Annotated in this window: 22 protein-coding genes; 8 read left to right on the top strand and 14 right to left on the bottom strand. The window is 72.2% G+C overall.

The genetic code is table 11. The annotated features are described in order from the left end of the window. The first annotated feature begins 359 nt into the window (after positions 1-359). The 4 genes from MFF61_RS06115 to MFF61_RS06100 all read left to right on the top strand — a co-directional run bounded on the left by MFF61_RS06115 (position 360) and on the right by MFF61_RS06100 (position 3,482). The gene (locus MFF61_RS06115) at positions 360-1,190 is read left to right on the top strand and encodes an outer membrane protein (RefSeq protein WP_238234191.1); all 831 of its coding nucleotides are present in this window, start codon (positions 360-362) and stop codon (positions 1,188-1,190) included. Positions 1,191-1,375: 185 nt separating this feature from the next. Continuing rightward, positions 1,376-2,278, top strand: a complete 903-nt coding sequence (locus MFF61_RS06110) for an outer membrane protein (RefSeq protein ID WP_238234190.1) — start codon at positions 1,376-1,378, stop codon at positions 2,276-2,278. A gap of 61 nt (positions 2,279-2,339) precedes the next feature. Next, positions 2,340-3,107, top strand: coding sequence for a glucose 1-dehydrogenase (locus MFF61_RS06105; protein ID WP_238234189.1), 768 nt, complete (start codon positions 2,340-2,342; stop codon positions 3,105-3,107). A 93-nt stretch (positions 3,108-3,200) separates the two neighbouring features. Further along, positions 3,201-3,482, top strand: coding sequence for a hypothetical protein (locus tag MFF61_RS06100; protein WP_238234188.1), 282 nt, complete (start codon positions 3,201-3,203; stop codon positions 3,480-3,482). A 73-nt stretch (positions 3,483-3,555) separates the two neighbouring features. Here MFF61_RS06100 and MFF61_RS06095 read toward each other — a convergent pair whose 3' ends face one another. Continuing rightward, positions 3,556-4,104 (bottom strand): HNH endonuclease, encoded by a 549-nt coding sequence (locus MFF61_RS06095; protein ID WP_238234187.1) that lies wholly within the window; start codon positions 4,102-4,104, stop codon positions 3,556-3,558. Between the two features lie 609 nt (positions 4,105-4,713). On the opposite strand from MFF61_RS06095, the gene MFF61_RS06090 reads away from it, so the two are divergent. Next, positions 4,714-7,341 carry a DUF3772 domain-containing protein gene (locus MFF61_RS06090; protein WP_238234186.1) on the top strand — a complete coding sequence of 876 codons (2,628 nt, stop codon included), beginning with the start codon at positions 4,714-4,716 and terminating at the stop codon, positions 7,339-7,341. Continuing rightward, entirely contained in the window at positions 7,338-7,847 is a 510-nt protein-coding gene (locus tag MFF61_RS06085; protein WP_238234185.1) for a CAP domain-containing protein, read from the top strand. The genes MFF61_RS06090 and MFF61_RS06085 overlap by 4 nt, the downstream gene beginning before the upstream one ends. Positions 7,848-7,854: 7 nt before the next feature. On the opposite strand, the gene MFF61_RS06080 is transcribed toward MFF61_RS06085, so the two are convergent. Both MFF61_RS06080 and MFF61_RS06075 read right to left on the bottom strand, forming a co-directional pair. After that, a complete protein-coding gene (locus tag MFF61_RS06080) occupies positions 7,855-8,688 on the bottom strand; it encodes an OmpA/MotB family protein (protein WP_238234184.1) in 834 nt (277 codons plus the stop codon). A 34-nt stretch (positions 8,689-8,722) separates the two neighbouring features. Beyond that, complete coding sequence (locus MFF61_RS06075) at positions 8,723-9,496, bottom strand: motility protein A (RefSeq protein ID WP_238234183.1); 774 nt, start codon at positions 9,494-9,496, stop codon at positions 8,723-8,725. Positions 9,497-9,740: 244 nt separating this feature from the next. Between MFF61_RS06075 and MFF61_RS06070 the strand changes: the two genes are divergently transcribed. Further along, positions 9,741-11,522, top strand: a complete 1,782-nt coding sequence (locus MFF61_RS06070; RefSeq protein ID WP_238234182.1) for a glucan ABC transporter ATP-binding protein/ permease — start codon at positions 9,741-9,743, stop codon at positions 11,520-11,522. A 586-nt stretch (positions 11,523-12,108) separates the two neighbouring features. Here MFF61_RS06070 and MFF61_RS06065 read toward each other — a convergent pair. The 6 genes from MFF61_RS06065 to MFF61_RS06040 all read right to left on the bottom strand — a co-directional run bounded on the left by MFF61_RS06065 (position 12,109) and on the right by MFF61_RS06040 (position 17,856). Beyond that, positions 12,109-13,179, bottom strand: coding sequence for a YeiH family protein (locus tag MFF61_RS06065; RefSeq protein WP_238234181.1), 1,071 nt, complete (start codon positions 13,177-13,179; stop codon positions 12,109-12,111). Between the two features lie 118 nt (positions 13,180-13,297). Beyond that, the gene (locus tag MFF61_RS06060) at positions 13,298-14,176 is read right to left on the bottom strand and encodes a GntR family transcriptional regulator (protein WP_238234180.1); all 879 of its coding nucleotides are present in this window, start codon (positions 14,174-14,176) and stop codon (positions 13,298-13,300) included. Then, positions 14,173-15,198 carry an Ldh family oxidoreductase gene (locus MFF61_RS06055; protein WP_238234179.1) on the bottom strand — a complete coding sequence of 342 codons (1,026 nt, stop codon included), beginning with the start codon at positions 15,196-15,198 and terminating at the stop codon, positions 14,173-14,175. Before MFF61_RS06055 ends, MFF61_RS06060 begins: the two co-directional genes overlap by 4 nt. Continuing rightward, positions 15,198-16,136 (bottom strand): hydroxyacid dehydrogenase, encoded by a 939-nt coding sequence (locus MFF61_RS06050; RefSeq protein ID WP_238234178.1) that lies wholly within the window; start codon positions 16,134-16,136, stop codon positions 15,198-15,200. Before MFF61_RS06050 ends, MFF61_RS06055 begins: the two co-directional genes overlap by 1 nt. 114 nt (positions 16,137-16,250) lie before the next feature. Further along, a complete protein-coding gene (locus tag MFF61_RS06045) occupies positions 16,251-17,531 on the bottom strand; it encodes a UxaA family hydrolase (protein ID WP_238234177.1) in 1,281 nt (426 codons plus the stop codon). A 7-nt stretch (positions 17,532-17,538) separates the two neighbouring features. Next, positions 17,539-17,856 (bottom strand): UxaA family hydrolase, encoded by a 318-nt coding sequence (locus tag MFF61_RS06040; protein ID WP_238234176.1) that lies wholly within the window; start codon positions 17,854-17,856, stop codon positions 17,539-17,541. Positions 17,857-18,113: 257 nt separating this feature from the next. Here MFF61_RS06040 and MFF61_RS06035 point away from each other — a divergent pair, with 257 nt between their 5' ends. Next, positions 18,114-18,857 carry a sulfite exporter TauE/SafE family protein gene (locus tag MFF61_RS06035; protein ID WP_238234175.1) on the top strand — a complete coding sequence of 248 codons (744 nt, stop codon included), beginning with the start codon at positions 18,114-18,116 and terminating at the stop codon, positions 18,855-18,857. Positions 18,858-18,863: 6 nt separating this feature from the next. On the opposite strand, the gene MFF61_RS06030 is transcribed toward MFF61_RS06035, so the two are convergent. The 5 genes from MFF61_RS06030 to MFF61_RS06010 form a co-directional block, all read right to left on the bottom strand. Beyond that, entirely contained in the window at positions 18,864-19,868 is a 1,005-nt protein-coding gene (locus MFF61_RS06030; RefSeq protein ID WP_238234174.1) for an ABC transporter substrate-binding protein, read from the bottom strand. Positions 19,869-19,899: 31 nt separating this feature from the next. Continuing rightward, the gene (locus tag MFF61_RS06025; RefSeq protein WP_238234173.1) at positions 19,900-21,513 is read right to left on the bottom strand and encodes a thiamine pyrophosphate-binding protein; all 1,614 of its coding nucleotides are present in this window, start codon (positions 21,511-21,513) and stop codon (positions 19,900-19,902) included. A 29-nt stretch (positions 21,514-21,542) separates the two neighbouring features. Beyond that, on the bottom strand, positions 21,543-23,282 hold the full coding sequence (locus MFF61_RS06020; RefSeq protein WP_238234172.1) for an L-aspartate oxidase: 1,740 nt from the start codon (positions 23,280-23,282) through the stop codon (positions 21,543-21,545). Beyond that, positions 23,279-23,890 carry a fumarate hydratase C-terminal domain-containing protein gene (locus MFF61_RS06015; protein WP_238234171.1) on the bottom strand — a complete coding sequence of 204 codons (612 nt, stop codon included), beginning with the start codon at positions 23,888-23,890 and terminating at the stop codon, positions 23,279-23,281. The genes MFF61_RS06020 and MFF61_RS06015 overlap by 4 nt, the downstream gene beginning before the upstream one ends. Positions 23,891-23,969: 79 nt before the next feature. Further along, positions 23,970-24,530 carry a fumarate hydratase gene (locus MFF61_RS06010; protein ID WP_283205971.1) on the bottom strand — a complete coding sequence of 187 codons (561 nt, stop codon included), beginning with the start codon at positions 24,528-24,530 and terminating at the stop codon, positions 23,970-23,972. Positions 24,531-24,560: the final 30 nt, after the last annotated feature.

Genomic DNA, 24,560 nt, shown 5'->3' with positions numbered 1-24,560 from the left:
GCCCGAGGCTCACAAGCGCCACAGCGCCGGCTTCACGGAAGCGAATCATGACACATCCTCTTCCGCCACGGCGAGGCGGCGGCACAGCGGGCCTTCGGCCCCACGCTTCCAGATTGCCAGCGAAAGGTTAGCGGGCGTTTAACCCTAATCCTTCACCACATTTCGTGTCCGCATCGGTCGAACCCTCGCCGACCGATGGCCGCCCGTCGCGCAAGCCGGCTTCGTGTTCAGGCGATGCGGACACGAAATGTGGTGAAGGATTAGGGTTAAACGCCCGCTAACCTTTCGCTGGCAATCTGGAAGCGTGGGGCCGAAGGCCCGCTGTGCCGCCGCCTCGCCGTGGCGGAAGAGGATGTGTCATGATTCGCTTCCGTGAAGCCGGCGCTGTGGCGCTTGTGAGCCTCGGGCTGTTCGCGGCGCCCGCCCTCGCCGCCGACCTGCTCCCGCCCCCTCCGCCGCCGCCGCCTCCCGCCGAGCCCGCCGCCATCGGCGGCAACTGGTACCTGCGCGGCGACTTCACGGCGAGCGACTTCCGCAACCCGAAGGACGACACGCTGGCCGGCACGCCCGGCGCCCCGATCGTCGCGCTGCGGCTCGGCTCGACCCAGGGCTACGGCGGCGGCGTCGGCTATCGCTTCAACTCCTTCCTGCGCGCCGACGTGACCGTGGACGCCCGCAGCCGCAGCCGCTTCCGCGACTTCAGCTCGCGCACGCTGTTCACGCAGGGCTTCAACCAGGAAGCCGGCAAGCTCGACGTCGTCACCGGCCTGTTCAACGTCTACGCCGATCTCGGCACGTGGTGGGGCCTCACCCCCTATATCGGCGCCGGCATCGGCTTCGCGCACAAGCGCTTCCACGATTCCTGGTCCGGCACCACCTGCCTCACCGCCTTCTGCGGCGACACGCAGCCCATCTACGCGATCGGTGCGCAGGGCTTCGATCCCCGCGGCAACCACAGCGCGACGACCTTCGCCTGGGCGGCGATGGCCGGCCTCTCCTACGAGGTCGGTGCGGGCGTCAGCATCGACGCGAGCTACCGCTACCTCGACATCGGCAAGGCGCGCACCGGCTTCGACGCCTTCGGGTTCAACACGCGCATCAAGGACATTGCCGCCAACGAGTTCCGGATCGGCCTGCGCTGGGCCTTCGGCGGCCCGCTGGGCAGCCTCGTCCCCACGCCGACCTATTGACGATCGGCCGGCGCCGTTCCTCCGCCGGACTGACCTTCAGAGGCCCGGAGCGCTCCAGCGCTCCGGGCCTTTTCGTATCGGGAGCGACTAATCGGAGGGGCTGCAAGAGTATCTTAAGGTTACCGCGCGATGATCGAGCTCGACAGATCCCCTCATTGCCGATGTTTCCTCCTGGGACGGCCCTCATGCGTATCGCGACTTTTGGAATCCTGGCCGGGCTGTGCCTGGGGAGCCCGACCCCGCTCCGGGCGGCGGATCTCGACTTCTCGGCCCTGCGCGGCGGCAGCTACGACGCGCCCGCCGCGGCGGCCGGCAACTGGGACGGCGCCTATTTCGGCGCGCATGGCGGCTGGTCGAGCGCGAACTTCGGCTTCAGCAACGTCTTCCAGCCGATGGTCGCGAACTACACCCGGGCGACGGCCTTCGAGACAGCCCTCAACGTTTCGACCCTGCTGCGGCCGCAGAGCGTGCGGCGCGACACCGGCAGCTTCGGCGCCTATGCGGGCCTGAACATCCAGTACGACGAGTTCATCTTCGGTGGCGAGATCGACTACACCTATCTCGGCCTCACCGGGCGGACGACCGACTTCATCGGGCGCTCCAACGTCACGGACGGCATGTACCGGGCGGCGGTGCTGAGCGGTTCGGCGGCCACCAAGATCGAGGATTACGCGACGATCCGCGCCCGCTTCGGTTACGACGCCGGCAACTTCATGCCGTTCGTCACCGGCGGCTTCGCGGTCGGCCGGGCGCAGGTCGCCGACCGGGTCGAGGTGCAACTCGGCGAGTACGATCAAGCCACCTATCGCAGCAACCTGGGCAGCGCCACGCCGGCCTACGTCTTCAACAGCGGCTACCGGGTGTTCGATCAGGCCAATCCGGGGACTGCCGTGCTCGCCAGCCCGGTGGTCCTCGGCCGGACCAAGGAGCGCATCGTCGGCGGCATCGCGGCCGGCGCCGGCCTCGAATTCGCGCTCACCGCGAACATCCTGCTGCGCGGCGAGTACCAGTACGTGATGTTCGACGACTTCGACGGCCACAAGTCGCACATCAACACCGTGCGCGGGGGCGCGGCGGTCAAGTTCTGAGGCGCTTGCGGCGCGGCCCGAACCGCCCCATCGTCGCGGGACGAGCGGGGAGGGGGTGGCGATGCAGCGTCTGGCGGGCAAGGTCGCCCTCGTCACGGGCGGCGCGCGCGGGATCGGCCTTGCGACGGCGCGGCGCTTCGCCGAGGAGGGCGCCGCCGCGGTCATCCTCGCCGACATCGACGCGCGGACCGGCGCCCGGGCCGCGGCCGAGCACCCGGCCTTCGCGTTTTGCGCCCTCGACGTCACGGACGACGCGGCCTGGCAGCAGGCGGTGGACGACGTCGTCGCCCGCCACGGCCATCTCGACATCGTGGTCAACAGCGCCGGCATCGCGGTCGTGGCCACGATCGAATCCGTCACCCTGGAGCAGTGGCGCCGCGTGCAGGCGGTCAACGTCGACGGCACGTTCCTGGGCTGCCGCCACGCGGTGCGGGCGATGAAGCCGCCGACCGGGCGCGGCGGCGCCCTCATCAATCTCTCGTCGGTCTCCGGGATCGTCGGCGGGCACAACCTCGCGGCCTACAACGCCTCGAAGGGCGGGGTGCGGCTGCTGACCAAGTCCGTGGCGCTGCACTGCGCCCGGCAGGGCTACGGCATCCGCTGCAACTCGATCCATCCGGGCTTCACCGAGACCGACATGCTGCACGACCTCGCGGCGGGCGGACGCGACCCGGAGGCGCTGCGCGAGCGGCTGCGCGCCTCGGTGCCGCTCGGGCGCAACGCCCGGGCGGAGGAGATCGCCGCGATGGCCGCCTACCTCGCCTCGGACGAGGCGGGCTTCGTCACCGGGGCCGAATTCGTCATCGATGGCGGCGTCACCGCGCAGTAGGGCGGAAACCATAGAATCGGATCGTTCGGCGGGCTTAACCCTCCGGTGGCCGCGCCCGGGCGAGGCTCGGGCGGTTCCGGAGTTCTGCCCCGCATGGTCCGCCTCCTCCTCGCCGCCGGCCTCATGACCCTCGCGCTCGCCGCGCCCGCCCGCGCGGACGGCGTGCCCTCTGGCGGCTACGCCCCGGCCCCGCCGCGGGCGGCCGCCCCATGGGCCTATCGGCGGCGTCCCGTCCCGCACCGCTTCGCCGCCCGGCCGCGCATCCAGCCGGTCTCCTACGGCGAGACCGACGGCGAGGTCTATCACGGCTGGTTGCCGCGCAACGAGCGGCTGCCGATCTACAACATCCCGCCGCCCGTCTTCCCCGAGGAGTGATGCGCGGCGTCATGGCCGCGACCGTCATGCCCGTCGCCACCATTCCTGCCGCGGGACCAGACCCGGCGCAGCCTCAGGTCTCCAGCTCGCTGTCCCAGTACAGGTAGTCCATCCAGGTGTGGTGGTACTGGCGGTGGTCGAATTCGGGCTGGCGCCGGTGCAGCTCGTAGCGGCTCGGCCGGCGCGGCAGGGTGAGGAGAGGCATCTCGGCCTCGTCGGGCGTGCGGTTGGCCTTGCGCAGATTGCAGGGGCTGCAGGCCGCGACGACGTTCTCCCAGCTCGACAGGCCGCCCCGCGAGCGCGGCACCACGTGGTCGAAGGTGAGGCCGCTCGCCGGCAGCCGCTGGCCGCAATACTGGCAGCTGAACGTGTCGCGCAGGTAGATGTTGTAGCGGGTGAAGGCGGGGCTGCGCGCCATCGCCACGTAGCTCTTCAGCGCCACCACGCTCGGCACCTTGAGCGACCGGCTCGGCGAGCGCGCCTCGACGTCGTAGCTCGCCACCAGCGTGACGCGGTCGAGGAACAGGGCCGTGAACGCGTCCTTCCACGACCACAGCGAGAGCGGGTTGTAGGAAAGCGGGCGGTAATCGGCGTTCAGAACGAGGGTTTGAAGGTCCAGCATCATCCTGCCCTGGCGACTGACCGGCCGTGGCGAGACCCACCGGCATCCGGCCAGGTCGCGCGCCGCTCGCGGAGACAGGGGATGGGGACCATCGCCTACCTCCCGAGCCGTCCGGGGGGAGTGAGGGGACACGGCGGAAGGCCGGCACGGCCGCCAGCGGGGCGGTTGCCGCGGATCGCCTGTGCCCGGGATGTCTCCGGGCGTCTGTGCTGCTGGACCGAGATGATCGACGCCACCTGCTCGCAGCAGACCGGAAGGGCCGAGTCCATTGCGGCTCATTCTAGTAGCAGCATGACAGGGTTGTGAAGGATGCCGGTCCTGCCTGTGTGTCGCGCCCACAGGCGATCCGCCCCGGTGGTACCGGCCGCCCCCGGCGCGCTTTCGCCGCATTCCCGCGCCACAGGACGGCCCGGCTGGCGGCCGCGTCGGCGGCGTCGCGCCCTCGCGCCACGGGTTCACGAGGCGTTGAAGTCGCGCGGGTTCGGCCCGCGCCCCCTGTGACAGGCCGCCCGGTCGCCGCTACCTCTCCGGCCTCGTCCGGGCCGGAAGGCCGGATCGCGGAGACGAGGCGTCGGGCCGCCGCGCCCGCCGGGACTAGAAGGAATGCCGATGACACCGTTGCGCCGATGGATCGCCGCCCTGCTGACCGCCGCCGTGCTGGCGCCAGGGCTCGCCTCCGCGCAAGGAGCGGCAGCCAAGCCCGAGGCCGGCCAGGCGGCGCCCGCGGCGGCAGGGCAGGGGAGTGCGGCGCCCAAGGCCGACGCGGGCAAGCCCGACGCGGCCAAGCCCGAGGCCCCCAAGCCGCCCCCGACCCCGATCTCCGAGCAGATCAAGCAGATCCGCGCCCAGCTCGACGCGGAGAAGGCCGATCTCGACCAGCGCGAGCAGGCGCTGACCAACCATTCCCTGAGCAAGGACGATCTTGCGCTCCTGCGCGAGGGCATCGACCCGGTGGCCGAGCGGCTGCGGCAGGTGATCGACAGCCTCGGTCCCCGTCTGGAAGCCGCCAAGGAGCGCCTGACCCAGCTCGGTCCCAAGCCCAAGGAGGGCGCCGAGGCCCCCGACGTGGCCCAGGAGCGCGCCCAGCGCGAGGGCGGCGTCGCGGAGATCGACGACACGATGCGGCTCGCCCGCTCGCTCCTCGTGCAGAGCGAGCAGATCACCGACCAGATCAGCAACCGCCGCCGCGCCGCCTTCACGCGCGCGCTGTTCGAGCGCACCGACGGGCTGGTCAGTCCGAGCCTGTGGTCGCGCGTGACTACGAGCCTGCCGCGCGACCTGCGCGCCCTGGAGGTCGCCGTCGACGACACGGTCGTGCAGGTGCGGCGCAACGCGACCCCGCTCACGCTGCTGGCGGTGGCGCTCGCCATCGGGGTGTCGGTGGCCCTCTATATCGGGCGCCGCCACATCGCGCCCCGGTTCGCGTCCCGCGACGCGGCCAACGCGCCCTCGCGCCGCGAGAAGGTCCTGGCGGCGTGGCGGGTCGTGCTGGCGGGGGCCGTGCCGGCGATCCTCGGCAGCTTCGTGGTGGGTCTGGCGATCGAGGCGACCGAGCTGGTGCCGGAGCGCTTCACGGTGGTCGTCCACGGCGTCCTCGGCGCGCTGGCCTTCGTGGCGGTGGTGGAGGCGGTGACGGACGCGCTGCTCTCGCCCACCCACCCCGAATGGCGCCTCGTCGCCATGGAGGACGCCACCGCCGAGCGCCTGACCCGGCTGGCCATCGCCATCGCGGTGGTGATCACGGTCGGGCGGACCATCGAGGAACTGAACGAAAGCCTCTCTCTGGGCCTGCCGATCAGCATCATCACCCGCGGCCTGTTCGCGCTGGTGGTGGCGGTGGTGCTGGCCGAGGGGCTGCGGCGCTTCGCGGCCCGGGCCGAGACGGAGGAGGCCTGCCTCGGCCCCTACGTGGCGGCGGAGTCGAACACCACCACGATCGGCGGGCCGCTGCGCATCCTCGGCTGGTTCGTCGCCGGGGCGGTGGCCCTGTGCGCCCTCTCGGGCTACATCGCGCTCTCGTCATTCCTGATCGACCAGCTCCTGTGGACGGCGGTCGGGGTGGCGCTGCTCTACCTCGCCATCGTCAGCGCGGATGCCTTCATCGGCGGCACCCTGCAGGACGATTCGCGCATCGCCACGGCCCTCCAAGCCAATACGGGCCTGCGCAAGCGCTCCCTCAACCAGATCGCCGTGCTGATGGCCGGCCTCGTCCGGGTGGTGCTGATCACCACGGCGGCCGTGCTGCTGCTCGCCACCTGGGGCGTCGATTCCACCGACATCTACGCCTCCTTCCGGGCCGCCTTCTTCGGCTTCAAGGTCGGCGACGTCACGATCTCGCTCTCGACCATCGTCTTCGCCCTCGGCCTGTTCGCGCTCGGCCTGCTCGTCGCCCGCACGGTCAAGCGCTGGCTGGAGAACACCTACCTGCCGGCCACCGACCTCGATCCGGGGCTGCGCAACTCCATCGCCACCGTCACCGGCTATGTCGGCTTCCTGATCTCGCTCACGGTCGCCTTCTCGTTCCTGGGCCTCAGCCTGGAGAAGATCACGATCGTGGCCGGCGCGCTCTCGGTCGGTATCGGTTTCGGCCTGCAATCGATCGTCAACAACTTCGTGTCGGGCCTGCTGCTGCTGTGGGAGCGGCCGATCCGGGTCGGCGACCTCGTGGTGATCGGCGACAACGAGGGCTACGTGCGGCGCATCAGCGTGCGCTCCACCGAGATCCAGACCTTCGACCGCTCGGCCGTGATCGTGCCGAACTCCAACCTGATCTCGGGCGTGGTGAAGAACCGGGTGCGCGGCGACCGCACCGGGCGCGTCGCCATCACGGTCAGCGTCCTGCGCAACCAGGATCCGGTCAGGGCCGCCGACCTGATCGCCGGCTGCGCGCGGGCGCATCCGGACGTGCTGCGCGAGCCGCCGCCCCGCGTCGTCTTCCGCAAGATCGGCGATCCCTTCCTCGAATTCGAGCTGATCGCCATGATCCTCGACGTCGCCCAGCAGCTGAAGGTGCAGAGCGACCTCAATTTCGCGGTGTTCAAGACCTTGTCCGAGGAGGGCCTCATCCCCAATCTCGGACCGGGAGCGAGCATCGTCACCGTGCACGGGCTGGAGCCGATGCAGGAGGCCCTGGGTCAGATCGCGCGGGGCGTGCTCCCGCCGATCCAGGCCCCGGGCGAGCCTGCGCCGCGGCCGGCCGGGGACGAGCGCCGCCGAACGCGCGAGACCGTACCGTGACCCTTCTCTCCGCCGGGATCCGCCTGATCGCCCTCGCGGGGCTCGCCGGCCTCGTCTCGGCCTGCGTGTCGAGCGAGCGGCCGCGCCAGAGCGCGGCGGGGCCGAGCCTCTACTGGCCGATGACGGCCACGAGCGCGCAGCTCGACACCGGCTCGGCGCGGGACATGATCGCGGCCTACCGGCGCAACAAGGGCCTGCCGGCGCTCGCCCTCGATCCCGGCCTGCAGCGCCTCGCCGAGACCGAGAGCGCCGCGATGGCCGCCGCCGACCGCCCGAGCCAAGCCGACATCGTCAAGACGGTGGCGGCGCGGATGGGCTTCGACGATCCGAAGGCCAATCTCTCGGCGGGCTATCACACGCTCGCGGAGGCGTTCTCGGGCTGGCGCGACAGCCCGGCCCACAACGCCGTGCTGCTCTCCCCCGACGCCACCCGCATGGGCATCGCCACCGCCTACGCCCCGGGCTCCAAGTACAAGGTCTACTGGACGCTCTTGGTGGCGAAGTAGCGCCCCGTCACGGCACCCCCGATCCCGCGGGCGTCGGCGGCGCGTCGTTCAGGAGCGTGATCGTCACCCGGCGGTTGGCCGCCAGATAGGGGTTGTCCGGAAACAGCGGCTCGGTGTCGGACTTGCCGGAGACCACCGCGAAGCGGTCGTCCGGGATGCCGCTGCCGGCCAGCACCTCGCGCACGCTGACGGCGCGCCCGGCCGAGAGTTCCCAGGGCGGGGCGGGCGGGCGCCGCCCCGGCCGCGTCGCCGCCGTGTAGCCGGCGATCGCGATCCGGTTCGACATCCGGCGGATCGTGGGCGCGATGCGCTCCAGCACCTGCCGGGTGCGGTCGTTCGGCCGGGTCGAGCCGTCCGGGAACATCGAGCGGTTGTCCTGGTCCACGAGCGAGATGTCGAGGCCGCGCTGGGTCGGCTGGATCAGGATGTTCTTCGACAGTTCGGCGATGTCGGGCAGGTCCTGGAGGGCTTGGCGCAGGCTCGCCATGGCGAGGCCGAAGCCGTCCTTGTAGCCGTTCACCTGCACGCCGTCGGCGAAGATGTCGTCGGGGTTGGGCGGCGTGGTGCGGTCGGAGGCCTTCTCGGGGGGCACGTCGCGCGTGTCGCGCAGCCGCGTGGCGCTCGGCAGGCCGTCCTTCTCGATGATGCCGTTGAAGCGGCTCTCCTTGTTGACCCCGAAGGCGTCGCGCATCGAGCCCGCCACCGCCTGCAGCTTCTTCTGGTCCTGCGTCGAGTAGGCGGCGATCATCACGAAGAAGCTCATGAGCAGCGCCATGAGGTCGGCGAAGGTCACGAACCAGCCGTGACCGCCATGCGCGCCGCCCCGCTTCTTCTTGGCCACGGATCAGGGTCTCCCGGGAGCGGGCGTCGGGCGCTCAGGCCGCCTCGGCGGCGAGCTCCTCCCGGTGGTTGTGGGGCAGGTAGGCGATCAGCATCTCGCGCACCAGCGAGGCGCTCTTCGAGTCGCGGATGAGCAGGATCCCGTCGATGATGAGCGAGCGCGAGACGTCCTCCTCCTCCAGCTTGACGTGCAGCTTGTCGGCGATCGGCAGCGTGATCATGTTGGCGATGAGCGCGCCGTACAGGGTGGCGAGCAGCGCGGTCGCCATCGCGGGGCCGAGCTTCGAGGGGTCGGACATGTTGGCGAACATCGTCACCATGCCCAGGATGGTGCCGATCATGCCCCAGGCCGGCGCGCAGTCGCCGAAGGCCCGGTACACCTTCGAGCCCTCGTCGAGGTGCATCAGGAAGTTGTCGCGGTCGCGCTCCATCGTGTCGCGGATGAACTCGCGGTCGTAGCCGTCGGCGATGTAGCGCACGCCCTGGGCCAGGAAGGGGTCCGAGATCTCCATGGTCTCCAGCGCCATCGGGCCGGACTTGCGCACCACCTCGGCGATCTTGGTGATCTCCTCGATCAGCTCGCGCGGCTTCACCGAGCGCATGCTGAAGGCGTAGCGCATGCCCATCGGCACGCCGTGCATGATCACCGAGAAGGGGAAGCGCAGCATGGTGGCGGCGGTGGCGCCGCCGAAGATCACGATCACCGCGTGCTTGTCGAAATAGGCAGCGAAATTGCCGCCGTCGATCATGATGAGGACGACGACGACGGCGACGCCGCCGATGAGGCCGAGGCCGGTTGCGAGATCCATGACCCAGTCGAACCCTCGTCGCCCGGGTCGCGCGTCCCGGGTGTCCCCAGGTTAGCGGCGGCAGGCTCAACGAAGGGTAAAAACCCTTCCGATTCGCGCAGGCGGCGTCTGTCCCGTCATGCGCCGTTCAGGCAGAATCGGGCATGAGATCAGGGCGGTAGGAGGCGCGCGGCGCCGAACCGCCGGTCCAGGGAACGCGACGGATCCGCGAGATGATCCGCGCCGAGGGGTTTCGGAGTTCACCATGCGGTTGTTCAGGCTCTACGCCCGGGTCATGGGCCAGCTCGGACCCGACCGGAGGCTCGGCGGCGTGCTCGCCGTCGCCAACGTGGCGCTCGCCGCGGCGGCCTTCGCCGAGCCGGTGCTGTTCGGGCGGATCATCGACCGCGTCACCCATCTGCCGGCCCGCGCCGGGGAGGCGGGCTATGCCGACCTGATGCTGCTGGTCGCCGCCTGGGTGGGCTTCGGGCTCTTCTCCATCGCGGCCGGCGTCCTGATCGCACTGCACGCCGACCGGCTCACCCACCGCCGCCGCCTCGGCGTGATGGCGAACTACTTCGAGCACGTGCTCGACCTGCCGCTCGCCTTCCACTCCGCCAACCATTCGGGCCGGGTGCTCAAGGCGATGCTGGAGGGCTCGAACGGCATGGCGTGGCTGTGGCTCGGCTTCTTCCGCGACCATTGCGCCGCGATCGTCTCGCTCACCGTGCTGCTGCCCCTCACCCTGTTCCTGAACTGGCAGCTCGGGTCGATCCTCGTCGTGCTCGTCCTCGTCTTCACGGCGCTCACCACCTACGTGCTGCGCCGCACCGAGACGCTGCAGGGCGCGGTGGAGCACTACCATTCGGGCCTCGCCGCGCACGCCTCGGACGCGCTCGGCAACGTCGCGGTGATCCAGTCCTTCACCCGGGCCAAGGCCGAGAAGGAGGCGATGCACGGCATCATCCGCGACCTCCTCACCGCCCAGACGCCGGTTCTGTCGTGGTGGGCGCTCGCCGCCGTGGCGACCCGCGCCTCCGCCACCCTGACCATGACGGCGATCTTCGTCGCCGGCCTCGCGCTGCACTTCCGCGGGCAGGCCAGCGTCGGCGACGTGGTCTCCTTCATGAGCCTCGCCACGCTGCTCGTCGGCCGGCTCGATCAGGTCGTCTCCTTCGTCAACGGCCTGTTCATGCAGGCCCCCAAGATGCAGGAATTCTTCGACATCCTCGACACCGTGCCGGCCGTGCGCGACCGGCCGCACGCCAAGCCGGCGGCGCGGCTCGCCGGCGAGGTGACGTTCGAGGACGTGACCTTCTCGTATGACGGCCGCCGCCGCGCCCTCGACGGGATCAGCTTCACGGTGCGCCCCGGCGAGACGGTGGCCCTCGTGGGCACTACGGGCTCGGGCAAGTCCACCACGCTGAGCCTGCTGCACCGGGCCTTCGACCCCGAGACCGGCACGGTGCGGGTCGACGGCGAGGACATCCGCGACCTCTCGCTGGCCTCGCTGCGCCACAACATCGGGGTGGTCTTCCAGGAGCCGATGCTGTTTGCCCGCTCGATCCGCGAGAACCTGCAGGTCGGTCGCCCGGACGCCACCGATGCCGAGATGCTGGATGCCCTGGAGCGGGCGCAGGCCGGCGACTTCATGGCGCGCCAGCCCGACGGGCTCGACACCGTGATCGGCGAGCGCGGGCGCTCGCTCTCGGGCGGCGAGCGTCAGCGGCTCTCGATCGCGCGGGCGCTGCTCAAGAATCCGCCGGTGCTGATCCTCGACGAGGCCACGAGCGCGCTCGACGCTGCCACCGAGCGCAAGCTCCAGGGCGCGCTGGAGGCGGTGATGGAGGGCCGCACCACCTTCGTGATCGCCCACCGGCTCGCGACGATCCGCAACGCCGACCGCATCCTGGTCTTCGATCAGGGCCGCATCATCGAGGCCGGCAGCTTCGACGACCTCGTGGCCCAGGGCGGCCGCTTCGCCGAACTCGCCCGCGCCCAGTTCATGGCCGCCGAGGCCCCGCAGGACTACGCGCTGGCGGCGTGAGCATCTGGGGACCTGCTCTCCCGGGCCGCCGACGCTCGCATGATGAGCGCGGGATCCCCTCTCCCGGGCGGGCTTGCGCGTTCACACATCGCGAATGAGGCGCGGGTTCTCCTCTCCCCGCGTGCGGGGAGAGGCCTGAGCACCCCTTGCCGGGTGCGAAGGGAGCCCGCAGGGCGAGGGTGAGGGGGCGGCTCCGGACCAGCCTCATCCGGCAGCGCCCCCTCACCCTCGGCTGCCGCCTCGCTTCGTTGACAACGAGGTCAACGAAGCCCTCTCCCCGCGGGCGGGGAGAGGAGAACCCGCACGACCCAAAAGGGTGAATTCGCCAGCCCGGGTGGGAGAGGAGTTCGGGGATCGAAGATCCCGCGTGAGGGTGCGGGTGGTGCCGCAGTGAAGCGGTGAGCGTGGTGAGGGGAGCGGAAAGGCTCGGGATCAGCCGCTCACCGCAGTGCAGTGGTGGCAGCGGCCATCGTTCAGCCTCCTTCCGCACCGTCCCACCCTCAACCCTCCCCTTCTCCCACACGGGAGAAGGGATCCCGCGCCTTGGTCGTGACCAGTCGGCGGATCCCGAAGGCTGGATGCGCGCTCACGCGATGCCGAGCGCTCGGATCAGCATGAGGCTGATCGCGAGTAGCAGGACGAGCGAGCCCGTGACCGCGAGGGTCACCCGCCCGCCGACGCGGGCGAGCACCCGCACGTCGACCCCGAGCCCGAGCGCGGCCATCGACACCACGGTGAGTAGCGCCGCGACCTTGGTGAGCGGCCACGCCACCGCATCCGGCACCAGCCCGAGCGAGCGCAGGGTCGCCAGCGCCAGGAAGCCCAGGATGAAGCCCGGCACCAGCTTGGTCAGGCCCGGCCGCCCGGCGGCGGGCCGGGCGCCCGGCAGGTGCGGGGCGATGAGCGAGAACAGCACCACCACGGGGCCGAGCATCAGCACCCGCACCAGCTTGACCAGCGTTCCCACCTGCGTGCTGAGGAGCCCCACCGGCACGGTGGCGGCAAGCACCTGCGGCACCGCGTAGACGGTCAGGCCGGCGAGCACGCCGTACTGGTGCTCGGAGAGGCCGGCGAGCGGGATGAGGAGCGGCAGGCCGAGCACAACCAAGACGCCGAGCACCGCCGTGAAGGCGATGGCCGCCGCGACGTCGCGGGCCTCGGCGCCGATGACGGGTGCCACCGCCGCGATGGCGGAGTTGCCGCAGATGGCGTTGCCGCAGGCGACCAGGATCGCCATCCGGGCGGGCAGGCCGAGCGCCCGGCAGATGCCGTAGCTCGCCGCGATGGCGGCCAGCACCGTGGCGACGATGCCGGCGATGAGCGCCCCGCCCGAGGCGACGATGGCCTGGAGGCTGATCGAGGCGCCGAGCAGGGCGACCGCGACCTCCAGCAGCTGCTTGGCGCTGAAGGCGATGCCGGGCCGGAAGCGTGCGCCGGGGTTCCACGCGGTGCGCACCGCGATGCCGATCAGGATCGCGATCACCAGCGCCTCGACGTAGGGGTGTCCGAGGCTGTGCTCCTCGATCGCCTGCAGGCCCGCCGCCACCGCCGTGATGGCGAGGCACAGGAGGATGCCGGGCAGCGTCGAGGTCTGCTCCGTGGCCGTCCCCGCCGCGGCGTCGCGCGGCGCCTCCTCGGAGGATGCTTTCGTCGTCATCGCAAGGTCCGGGTGGCGTTGGGACGAAGGATGCTGTCTCGGTGCCGGCACGGAAAAGACTCATCTCCCATCCGCGTCGGCGGCGGAACAGGCTTCTCGGGAACGGCGCACCGCCGGCTCAGCGCAGGACCGACAGGTAGTGCACCTGCTGCGTCAGGCAGAGCGACAGGCGCCACTCCACCGGGCGCTCCTCCAGGTCAACGGCGACGCGGTCGATCTCCAGGGCCGGCGTGCCCGCGATGGTCTCGAGGAGCGCCGCCTCGCGGGCGGGCAGCAGGATCGCCTTGAGCCGCTCCCGGGCCGTGGCGATGGTGATCCCGAACTGGGTGGCGTAGAGGCTGTAGAGGGTATTGGGGACCGGCATCTGGGCGATGCCCGGGAACAGGCCCGTGGGCAGGCTGATCGTCTCGAACACACAGAGGCTGCCGGCGACCGCGCGCAGGCGCTCGATGCGCACCACGCGGGCGGTGCGGGAAAGGTCGAGGCGCTCGCGCTCGTCGCCGTTCGCCGTGCCCTCGGCGATCGACACCACCCGGCTGTCGGGGAGGGCGCCGCCCCCGGCATCGGGCTGCAGCTTGAAGAAGCGGAAGACGCTCTGCTTGTCGTCGTGCTCGGCCACGAAGGTGCCGCGGCCCTGGCGCCGCACCAGCAGGCTGTCGGCGGTGAGCGCGTCGAGCGCCTTGCGCACCGTGCCCTGGCTGACGCCGAGTTCGGCCGCGAGCTGCCCCTCGCTCGGCAGCATCTGGCCGGGCTGCCACACCGCGTCGGCGAGCCGCCGCAGCAGCGCGTCGTAGACCTGCCGGTAGAGCGGCCGGAAGCCCACGCTCTCGCGGCGCGGTGTCTCGCTCGCCCGTCCCAGGCCCGGTCGCTTCATGTCGTCCTGACGCAGATTCTCGAGCGTGCGCGATGCGGTGACATCTGCGTGCGTCACGGTCGTGCGCTCCCCGTCAGGGCCGAGCGCCCCGCCCGCGGCGATCGTGCGGTCGGCGCGACTCACAGCCGATGCTCGCGCGGCGCGCCGTCCGGCGCCGCGAGCGCGCGGATCTCGGACAGGAGTGCATCCGGGATGTCCACGCCCTCGGCGGCGGCGCGGACGCGCAGCGCCAGGCGGCGCGCACCCGGCAGGCGGGCGCCGTCCTGGGCGTCGATCGCCGCGGCGAGCGCCCCGAAGCGCTCCAGGGCGCCCGGGCCGAAGGCACCGGCGTCGATCGCGATGAGCAATTGTCCGGTGCCGGGCGGCTCGCCCTCGGCGTCGAGGAAGGAACTCGCCTCGGCGGCGAAGCGCCCGCCGGTGAGCCCGGCCGCCAGGAGTTCCACCATCAGGGCGAGCGCCGTGCCCTTGGCGTCCCCGAGGGGCACCATCGTGCCCTTGAGCGCGGCGGCCGGATCGGTGGTGGGGCGCCCGTCCGCGTCGAGCGCCCATCCCTCCGGAATCGCCTCGCCGCGCTGGCGGGCCGCCATGACGCTGCCGCGCGCGACCTTCGAGAGCGAGAGGTCCACCACGATCGGCGGCCGGTCGGGCAGGGGGCAGGCGAAGGCGATCGGGTTGGTGCCGAACACGGCCGTCGACCCGCCCCAGGGCGCCATCGCGGCCGGGGTGTTGGCGAAGAGCAGGGCCACCAGCCCCTCCGCGGCGAGCGCCTCCACCGGCCGGCCTGCGGCGCCGCAATGGTGCGAGCGGCGGATGCCCGCCGCGGCGATGCCCTGCGCCCGCGCCGCCTCGGCCAAGCCCGCCACGGCCGCGTCGAGAGCCGGATAGGCGAAGCCGTGGGCGGCATCGACGGCGATGAGCCCCGGCCGCGGGCGCGTCACGACCGGGACCGCCGCGCCCGCCACCTTGCCGCTGCGCACCTGCGCCGCGTAGGCGGGCAGGCGCGACAGGCCGTGGCCCTTGAGCCCGTCGGCCTCGGCCTCCACGAGCGCCCGCGCGGTGCTGGCCGCCGCCGCGCGGGCGGTGCCGCAGCGGACCAGCGCGTCCTCCGCCAGATCACGGGCGGCCTGTAGCGAGAGGATCGGCATCAGCCCTCCGTGAGGTGGCGGCGCACCGCCCGGGCGATCAGCGCGGAGACGCGCGTGTTCGATTCCTGCGTCACGCCCGCGATGTGCGGCGTCAGGATCAGGTTCGGCACGTCCCGGAAGACCGCGCCGGCGGCCGCATCGAGGGGTTCCCGCTCGAAGACGTCGAGGGCCGCGCCGCCGAGCCGGCCCGCGCGCAGGGCCTGGGCCAGCGCCGCCTCGTCCACGATCCCGCCCCGGGCGGCGTTGATCAGGATCGCGCCCGGGCGCATCCGGGCGATCCGGTCCGCCCCGATCAGGCCGCGCGTCTCGGGCGTGAGCGGCACGTGCAGGGAGACGACGTCGCTCCCGGCGAGAAGCGCGTCGAGCGGGAGGGATTCGACGGGGCCGTAGTCCGGCCGCCACGCCGCGTCGCCGGGCGCGAGGTAGGGGTCGTGGGCCGACAGGCTCATCCCGAGGGCGGCGGCGCGCCGGGCGGTCTCGCGGGCGATGGCGCCGAAGCCGACAAGGCCGAGGCGCTTGCCGGCCACCTCGCGGCCCATCAGGGCATTGCGCGGCCACGCCCCCTCCGCCACCGCCCGGCTCGCCCCGTAGGCGCCGCGCAGGAGCAGCATCGCGGCGGTGATCACGTACTCGGCGACCGCCGTGTCGTTGGCCCCCGTCGCCGGGTAGACGGCGATCCCGCGCGCCCGGCAGGCTTCGAGGTCGATGTTGTCGAGCCCGACGCCGAGCCGGCCCACCGCCCTGAGGCCGGGGGCGGCGGCCAGGAGATCGCCGCGCACCTGCGTCCGGTTGCGCACGATCAGCGCGTCCGCGCCGGCGAGCGCCGCGCGCAGCGCCTCGGGACGATCGACCAAGCCCGGGTCGTACAGGATCTCGAAGCCGGACAGGTCGGCGGCGATCGCCGCCTCGTCCATGAACTCGCTGATGACGACCTTCATTGTCGCGATGTCCTGTCCCCTGTCGTCAGGCGTCGCCGCCTCGGCCCCCGTCGACGGCAGGCGCGGGTCCCCCTCTCCCGCACGGGAGAGGGGGAGTCCACGCCTGCCGGCGGCTCACGCGCTGCGGTAGAGCTTCGTCATCACGAACTCCCGGTGGCCCAGCGCCTCGGCCGCGGTGAGGCGGCCGTTCGCGGTGCGCACCACCATGTCGATGAGCGCGTCGCCCGCCTGGGAGATCGTCATCTCGCGCGTGAGCACCCCCGACACGTCCACGTCGATGTGCTCGCCCATCGTGCGCACGGTGCGCGGATTGCCCGAGATCTTAATCACCGGGACGATCGGGTTGCCGATGACGTTACCCTGGCCCGTCGGGAAGGTGTGGACCACGTAGCCGGCCGCCGCCATCAGGGTCACGCACTCGGCCGCGGCCGAGGAGGTGTCCATGAAGTAGAGGCCGGGGCCGCGGGCCGGCGCCTCGGCGGGCTTGAGCGCGTCGATGTAGCGGCAGTCGTGGCCGATCTTCTCCAGGTTGCCGAGCGCCTTCTCCTCGATGGTGGTGAGGCCGCCCGCGATGTTGCCCTTGGTGGGCTGCGAATCCGAGAGGTCGTCGGTCTTGTGCGCCTCGATCACCTCGTCCTGGTAGGCTTTCCACATCGCGTACCACTTGTCGGCGATGTCGGGCGAGGCGGCGCGCTCGCGGCAGAGGTGCTCGGCGCCGGTGATCTCGGAGGTCTCGCCGAAGACCCCGTAGATGCCGAGCGGGATCAGCTTGTCGTAGAGGTTGCCGACCGTGGGGCAGGAGGAGAGGCCGGTGGTGGTGTCGGACTCGCCGCACTTCGTCGAGACCCACAGATCCGCGATCGGGCAGACCTCCCGCGGCAGCTCGGTCGCCCACTGCACGAAGCGCTTGGCCTGGTAGCTGGCCCTGGCGATCGTCGCGATGTCGCCGTGGCCCTCGATGCCGAAGCCCACCACCGGCTTGCCGGTCTTGGCGATGCCCTCGACGACCCGGTTGGTCCACTGGTCCTCGATGCCGATCACCACCACGGCGGCGACGTTCGGGTTCGAGCCGATGCCGATCAGGGTGCGGAAGTGCAGTTCGAGATCCTCGCCGAACTGCAGCCGGCCGTAGGCGTGCGGCAGGGCCATCGTGCCCTTGACGAGGTTGGCCACCGCCTCGCAGGCGGCATTGGAGAGGTCGTCGAGGGGCAGCAGCACCACGTGGTTGCGCACGCCGACGCGGCCGTTCTCGCGCCGCCAGCCCGTGAAGGTGGCGTTGCGGTAATCGGCGGAGGCGCGGCCCGGCGGAAGCGCCTTGGTGGCGAGCTGGTCGGGGGCACCCCCGACGAACGGGCTGGCGATCTCGTGGGGGAGCATGGACGGGGTTGCGGACATGGTCACCTCACCAGCGCTTCGTCTTGACGTTGTGGACATGGACGTGCTCGCCCTTGGCAACGGGCTGGATCACCTTCCCGATATCCTGGCCGTACTTGACCGCGGTGTCGCCCGCCTTGAGGTCGGTGAGCGCCACCTTGTGGCCGATCGGGATGTCGTGCCGGACCGCGACCTCGAAGGTCGAGTTGTTCTCCGTGATGACGCCGAAGGCGGCCGTGCCGGCCGACAGCCCCTCCACCACCGCCACCGCGACGTTGTCGAGGGGGCTGTGGGCGAGGAGGTGGGGGTGCGTCCGCCCTCCGTCCGATGAGGGGTCGTGGCTCATGGCGAATCTCCTCCTGTGCGGACTCCGGCCGCGGCGGTCGGTCTTGTATAAGATAACAGATACTGCGCCTGTCAACGCCGGGCGCCCGGAACACGGCCCCGCGCGGGCCGGCGGACGACGATGCAGGATGGAAGCAGAACGCCTTTCGCCTCCGGGATGCAAGTCCGGATTGGCGCTGCCGGCCCACTCTTATAAAAGACCAATGGGACCGCATGGGCGCGGCCGATCGCGCATGGCGTGCAGGAGGGGACGGGGCCGTGAGCGAGACGCTGCTCCTCGTCCTGTGCCTCGGCTGCGCCGGCCTGATCTCCGGCCTGACCGGCTTCGCCTTCGGCCTCGTCGCCTCCGGGACGCTCCTGATGCTGCGCCCGCCCGCGGAGGCGACGGCGCTGGTGCTGGTGTGCAGCATCCTCTCTCAGGCGATCTCGCTCCTGCGCCTGCGCGTGCGGCCGCCGCGCCGCGCCGCGCTGGCGATGATCCTGCCCGGGCTCGCGGGCGCGCCGCTCGGCACCGTGCTGCTCCACGGCCTCGATCCGAACGTGATCAAGGCCGGGATCGGCTGCTTCCTGATCCTCTACAGCCTGCTCGTCGCGATCCTGGGGGCCGGCTACCGGGTGCGGTTCGGCCATGCCTGGAGCGACGGCATGGTCGGCTTCCTCGGTGGCGTGCTGGGCGGCGTGGCGGGCCTGTCGGGGGCGCTCCCCACCGCCTGGAGCCTCGTGCGCGGCTGGGAGCCGCGCACGCAGCGGGCGATCTGCCAGTCCTTCACGCTGGTGCTCCAGGTCTGGGCCTTGGCGCTCCTGGTTCTGGTCGGCCCGCTCCCCGCCGCCCTGGTGCAGGATCTCGTCCTCGCCGTCCCGGTGGTGCTGGTGAGCGTGCTCGCGGGCCTGTCGCTGTTTTCCCGCATCGATCAGGCGCGGTTCCGCGCGCTCGTCCTGGCGCTGCTCGCGGCCATCGGGCTCGCCACCACGGCGCTGGCGCTGCCGGCCCTGCTGCCCTGAGGGCGCTCAGCTGCCGGGCCGGTCGTGCAGGTTGGCGAAGAACAGGTCCTTCCAGCTCCCGGGGCGGCGGCGGATCGTCCTGGTGCGCGCCATGAAGTCGGTGGTGCGGCCGATCGCCTGCGGGGTCGTGGTGAAGCGCACCTGCGGGTCGTCGAGGATCTGGGCGATCAGCCCGACGTCGCTCGCGTCCCGGGCGAGCCGCACATAGGCCGCCGCGGCGGCCCGCCGGTCGGCGTTGATCGCGCCGATCGCCTCGTCGAGGGCGGCCGTGAAGGCCGCGTAGAGCTGGGGATTGGCCTCCACGAAGGCCGAGGAGGCCCAGACCACGTTGAAGGTCGAGGGCTCGCCCAGGATGTCGTAGGTGTTGAGGAGCGTGCGCACGCCCGGGTGGCGCAGTTCCAGTTCCTGGGTCGGGGCCGCGGTGAAATGCGCCGTGACCTCGCTGCCCGACAGCAGGGCCGCCATGCCGTCGGGGTGCGAGAGCGTCACGGTGAGGCGGTCGAGGTCGTGGCGGCGCGCCTCGCCGAGTTCCTTCTCGGCGGCCATCTGCAGGAACATCGCCTGCACCGACACCTTCACGGCCGGCAGCGCGATCTTGTCCCGGTCGGTGAAGTCCGACAGCGAGCGGATGGCCGGGTTGCGGGTGTTCATCAGGAGCGGCATGGCGTTCATGGCCGCCACGCCCTTGACGGCAAAGCCCGTCCCCTCGGTCTTCGACCACAGCAGCACCAGGGGCGGCACGCCGCCGGCCGCGAACTGGATGGAGCCGGAGAGGAGCGCGTCGTTCATCGCCGCCCCGCCCGCCAGCGTGAGATAGCGGGCGGTGACGGGGGGAAGGCCCCGCGCCGCGGCGGCCTTCTGGAGCAGGCCCTGCTCCTCCATGAGCATCAGCGGCAGATGGCCGAGGCTGGGCTGGCGCGCGATGCGCACCTCGCTCACCTCGGCCCGCGCCCCGCGGATCCCCGGCACCAGCGCCGCCGCGGCGGCCGCGAGAACCTCCCGTCTGCGCATCTCGTCCTCCCCCGAGGCGGGCGCCCCCGCCTCATCCCGGCCGGCGGATCACCGGCGCCGCAACGCTGTCGATCATCACGTTCACGCAGGCCGGCCTGCCGCTGGCATGGGCCGCTTCGAGCGCCGCGGGCAGTTCTCCGGCGGACGTCACGAGGGCGCCGAAGCCGCCGAGCGCCGCCACGGCGGCGTCGTAGCGGCTCGGCAGGAGGTCGCAGTGGCGCGCGCGCTCCGGGCCGTACTGGCGCAGCTGGATCTGGTACTCGGCGTTCCAGCGCGCGTCGTTGCCGACCACCGCGATGAAGGGCAGGCCGTAGCGCAAGGCCGTGTCGAACTCCGCCATGTGGAAGCCGAAGGTGCCGTCGCCCAGCACCGCGACCACGGGCGCGTGGGGCTGCGCGGCCCGGGCCGCGATGGCGAAGGGCAGCGAGGCGCCGATCGTGCCCGAGACGCCGTTGACGAGGCGCCGCCGGGCGCGGACCAGGGCCTGCGGCCATTGCCCGATCTCACCCCCGTCGCAGATCAGCGTGCCCTCCGGGTGGCGGGCCAGGAAGGCGTCGACCGCCCGGCACAGCTCCACCGGGTGCAGGCGCCCGGGCGTGCCCCGCGCCTCGGCCCAGGCCGCCGGGCGGAAGGCCAGCGCCTCCCGCACCTCCCGGAGCCAGCCCGCGCCCGCGTGCGGCGCACCCGCCTCCTGCAGGGCGGCGAGGAAGGCGCGCGCGTCGGCCAGGCCGGCGGCGACGAGGCGCTCGGGCGGCGCGCGGCCGAGCAGCGCCGGGTCCGGATCGACGAGGCAGAAGAGGCAGTCCGGCGCCACCGCGGGCGCTTTGCCGAAGCGCAGCGTGAAGTCGAGGGGCTTGCCCGCGAGCACGAGGAGGTCGGCGCGCGCCAGCACCTCCGCGAAGGCGCCGAGGCTCGGGTCGTTGAGGCCGCGCGGGCTCTCCATCCCGATCACCGGCACGCCGATCCGCTCCTCCAGCGCGGCCATCGCGGCGCGGCCGGCCGGATCGCACGAGGCCGGGCCGCACAGGACGAGGGGCCGCTCGGCGCGGGCGAGCCGCCGCAGGACCGCCGCCGCCAGGGCGGGATCGGCGGCGGCGGGCGCTGGTCCGGGGTCCGGCAGCCGCACCGCGTCCGCCGGCACGCGGGCCTCCAGGAGATCGACCGGCAGGCTCAGATGGACGGGTCCGGGCCGTCCCTCGCGGGTGAGGCGCAGCGCCCGCGCGAGGTCGGGGCCGAGGGCCGCCACCGAGGAGGCGGTCCACGCGGCCTTGGTCATCGGCCGGGCGATCTCGGCCTGGGCCATCTCCTGGAAGGCGCCGCGCCCGAGTTCATTGAGCCCGGCATGGCCGGAGAGGAGCAGCACGGGCGATTCCGCCGCGAGCGCCGTGAACAGGGCGGCCGCGCCGTTGGCGTGGCCCTGGCCGCCCGTCACCAGGGCGACACCGGTCTCGCCGGTGAGCCGGCCCCAGGCATCGGCCATGTGCACGCAGGCCGCCTCGTGCCGGGCGTGCACGACCGCGATCCCGGTGGCGAGCAGCGCGTCGAAGACCGGCATGATGTGGTTGCCGGACAGGGTGAAGATCCGCGAGACGCCGAGGCGCTCCAGGCTCTTCGCCACGATGTCGGCACCGCGCAGGCTGTCCATCGGGGGTCCCGTCGAGAAGGGGGCGGCGCTCAGGCCGCGGCGTCGAGGAGCGAGCGGCCCGGCCGCACATGGGTGAAGTGCACCGGTTCGAGCGAGACCGCGAGGTCGCCGCCCGCGAGGTCGCCGTTTCCCTGCCGCACCACCGTGTAGTGCGAGGTGTCGAGATCGGAGGTCTCCGGGTGATCCTCGCGGAAATGCGCGCCGCGGCTGTCGGTGCGGGCGAGCGCCGCCGCGCAGATGGTCTGCGAGACGAGGATCAGGTTCTCCAGGTTCAGCCGGTCCATCCAGGTCAGGTTGTAGCGCCGGTCGCCGTCCGGGGCGCCGGCGCGCGCCACCGCCTCGGCGAGGCCGCCGAGGGTCGTCATGGCCCGCGACAGGCCCGCCGCGTCGCGCAGGATGCCGACATCGTCCCACATCACGCCGTACAGGGCCTCGCGGATCGCCCCGAGATCCGCCGCGGATCGCCCGAGCGGCCCGTAGGCCCGCGCGAGGCCGGCCTCGATCGCGGCCCGGTCCGGCTCGGCATGGGCGCCCGCCCGCGGCACCGCGCGGGCCATCGCCTGGCCGGCGAGGCCGCCGAACACCGTCGAGTTCGCCACGCCGTTGCCGCCGAGCCGGTTGGCCCCGTGCACCCCGCCCGTGTCCTCGCCCGCCGCGAACAGGCGCGGCAGGGCGGTGCGGCCATCCGCCTCGAACACGACGCCGCCCATCATGTAGTGGGCGGTCGGCACCACCTCGACGCGCCCGCCCGCGAGATCGAAGCCGCAATCGGCGCAGCGCTCGACCATGCCTTTGAAGCTGCGCCGGACGTGGTCCGGGCCGAGATGGCTCATCTGGATGTAGACGCCGCCGTTGGGGCTGGCGAAGCCCGCCCGGATGCGGCGCAGGATCGACCGGCTGACGATGTCGCGGGTGGCCCGCTCGGCCCGCTCGTCCACCGCCTGCATGAAGCGCTCGCCGGTGGCGTCGAGGAGCCAGCCGCCCGCGCCCCGCAGGCCCTCCTCCAGCACCGTCCCGGTCATGCGCGTGCCGGTGCCGGCGAGCAGTCCCGTGGGGTGGAACTGCACCATCTCCATGTCGCGCAGCGGCAGGCCGGCGCGCAGCGCCATCGCGAGCCCGTCGCAGGTCTTGTCGCCCGACGGCGTGTGGTAGCGGTACATGGTCGGCCCGCCGCCGGTCGCGAGCAGCACCGCCCTGGCGCGCACGAGGAGCGGCGCCCCGCTGCGCATGTCGAGCATCAGCACGCCCGCGAGCCCGGAGCCGTCCGCGGCCGGGATCAGCTCCAGGGCGCGGTGGTCTTCGAGCCGGCGCACGTCGCGGCGCCAGACCTGCTCGGCGAGGCGGTTGATGATCTCGATGCCGGTGAGGTCGCCCTTGTGCACCGTGCGGTCGAAGGTCTGGCCCGCGAAGGCCTTCTGGTGGACGCTGCCGTCCGGGTTGCGGTCGAAGAAGCAGCCGAGCTCGTTCTCAAGCTCGCGGATGCGCACCTGCGCCTCGGTCACCAGCGTCCAGGCGAGGGCCTGGTCGTTGAGCCACTTGCCGCCCTCGATCGTGTCCATGAAGTGGCGCTCGACCGAGTCGCCGGGGGCGAGCGCGACGTTGTAGCCGCCCTGCACCATGCGGGTGCAGCCGCACTTGCCGAGCAGGCCCTTGACGGCGAGCGTGACCTCGAGGTCGGGCGCGACCTTCTTGGCGTGGAGCGCCGCGAACAGCCCCGCGCCGCCGGAGCCCAGGATCAGGATGTCGGTGTCGGCGCGCGCGAGGTTCATCGGGCCTCCTCCAGGCTCGCGATCACCGCGTCGCGCCGGCTCGCCACGTCCCGCTGCACCTCGGCGAAGAGCGAGCCGCCCTGCGCGTCCATGCCGACGAGGAGCGGCCCGAAATCGCGGATCGCGAAGCGCCACAGGCTCTCGGGGTGGAGGTCGTCGAGGTCGACATCCTCGATGCGCTCGATCCAGGTGGTCTCCAGCGCCGCCGCGCCCCCGACGATGGCGAGGTAGGCCCCGCCCTGCTCGGCGAAGGCCGCCTGCGTCTGCGGCCCCATCCCGCCCTTGCCGATGATGATCCGCACGCCCTCGCGGCGCATCAGGTCGGCGGTGAAGCGCTCCATGCGCATCGAGGTCGTGGTGCCGATGCAGAACGGCGCGTAGCCGACCGGCGCCTCGGGGGAGGGCGCCACCCGGTGCACGTTGGGGGCGGTGTGGATCACCGCGTGCCCCCGCAGGTCGAGCCGGGTGCGCCGGCCGCGGTCGAACATGTGGATCAGGGTGGCGTCGCGGATGCCGTAGAGGGTGCGGCGCAGGGTGACGGTGTCGCCGATGCGCAGCTCCCGCACCCGGTCGGAATCCGCCGGCATGTCGAGGATGTGATGGGCCATGACGCCCTCCCTCTGCATCCGCCGCCGTGGCGGCCGCGGACGTGATGCGGATCATGCGAGCCGGAGCGGACCGGTCCGCTCAGGCGAAGGCGATGCCGCCCGGCGTGATCGTCGCGCGGGCGCGGCGGGCCGAGTGGCACTGGATGTTCACGGCGACCGGGTTCTGGGTGATGTGGGTCGCCGCCACCTCGACGTGGACCGCGAAGCTCGTCGCCCGCCCGCCCAGGCCCTGCGGACCGATGCCGAGTTCGTTGACGGCCCGCGACAGCTCGGCCTCGATGCGGGCGCCCTCCGGGTCGGCGCAGGCCGTGCGCAGGGGCCGCGTCGCCGCGATCTTGGCCAGATGCATGCACAGGTCCGAGGTGCCGCCGATGCCGACGCCCACGATGGTGGGCGGGCAGACCCGGCCGCCGAGGTCGATCACCCGGTCGATGACGAAGCGCTTGACCGCGTTGATGCCGTCGGAGGGCAGCAGCATCTGCAGGAAGGAGCCGTTCTCCGAGCCCGAGCCCTTCGGGATCATCTCGATGCCCACGGTCTCCTGCTGCTCGTCGAAGTCGACGTGGATGATCGGCACGCGGATGCCGCAGGAGGTCTGGTCGTTGTGCCGGGTGATCGGGTGGACCACGGAGGAGCGCAGCGAAAAATCCGGCTATTCGGATTTTGGCGT

This window comes from Methylobacterium isbiliense, from assembly GCF_022179325.1.
GTDB lineage: Bacteria > Pseudomonadota > Alphaproteobacteria > Rhizobiales > Beijerinckiaceae > Methylobacterium > Methylobacterium isbiliense.
The sequence above is the reverse complement of the archived record's forward strand: the minus strand, read 5'-3'. Positions and strand labels throughout refer to the sequence as shown.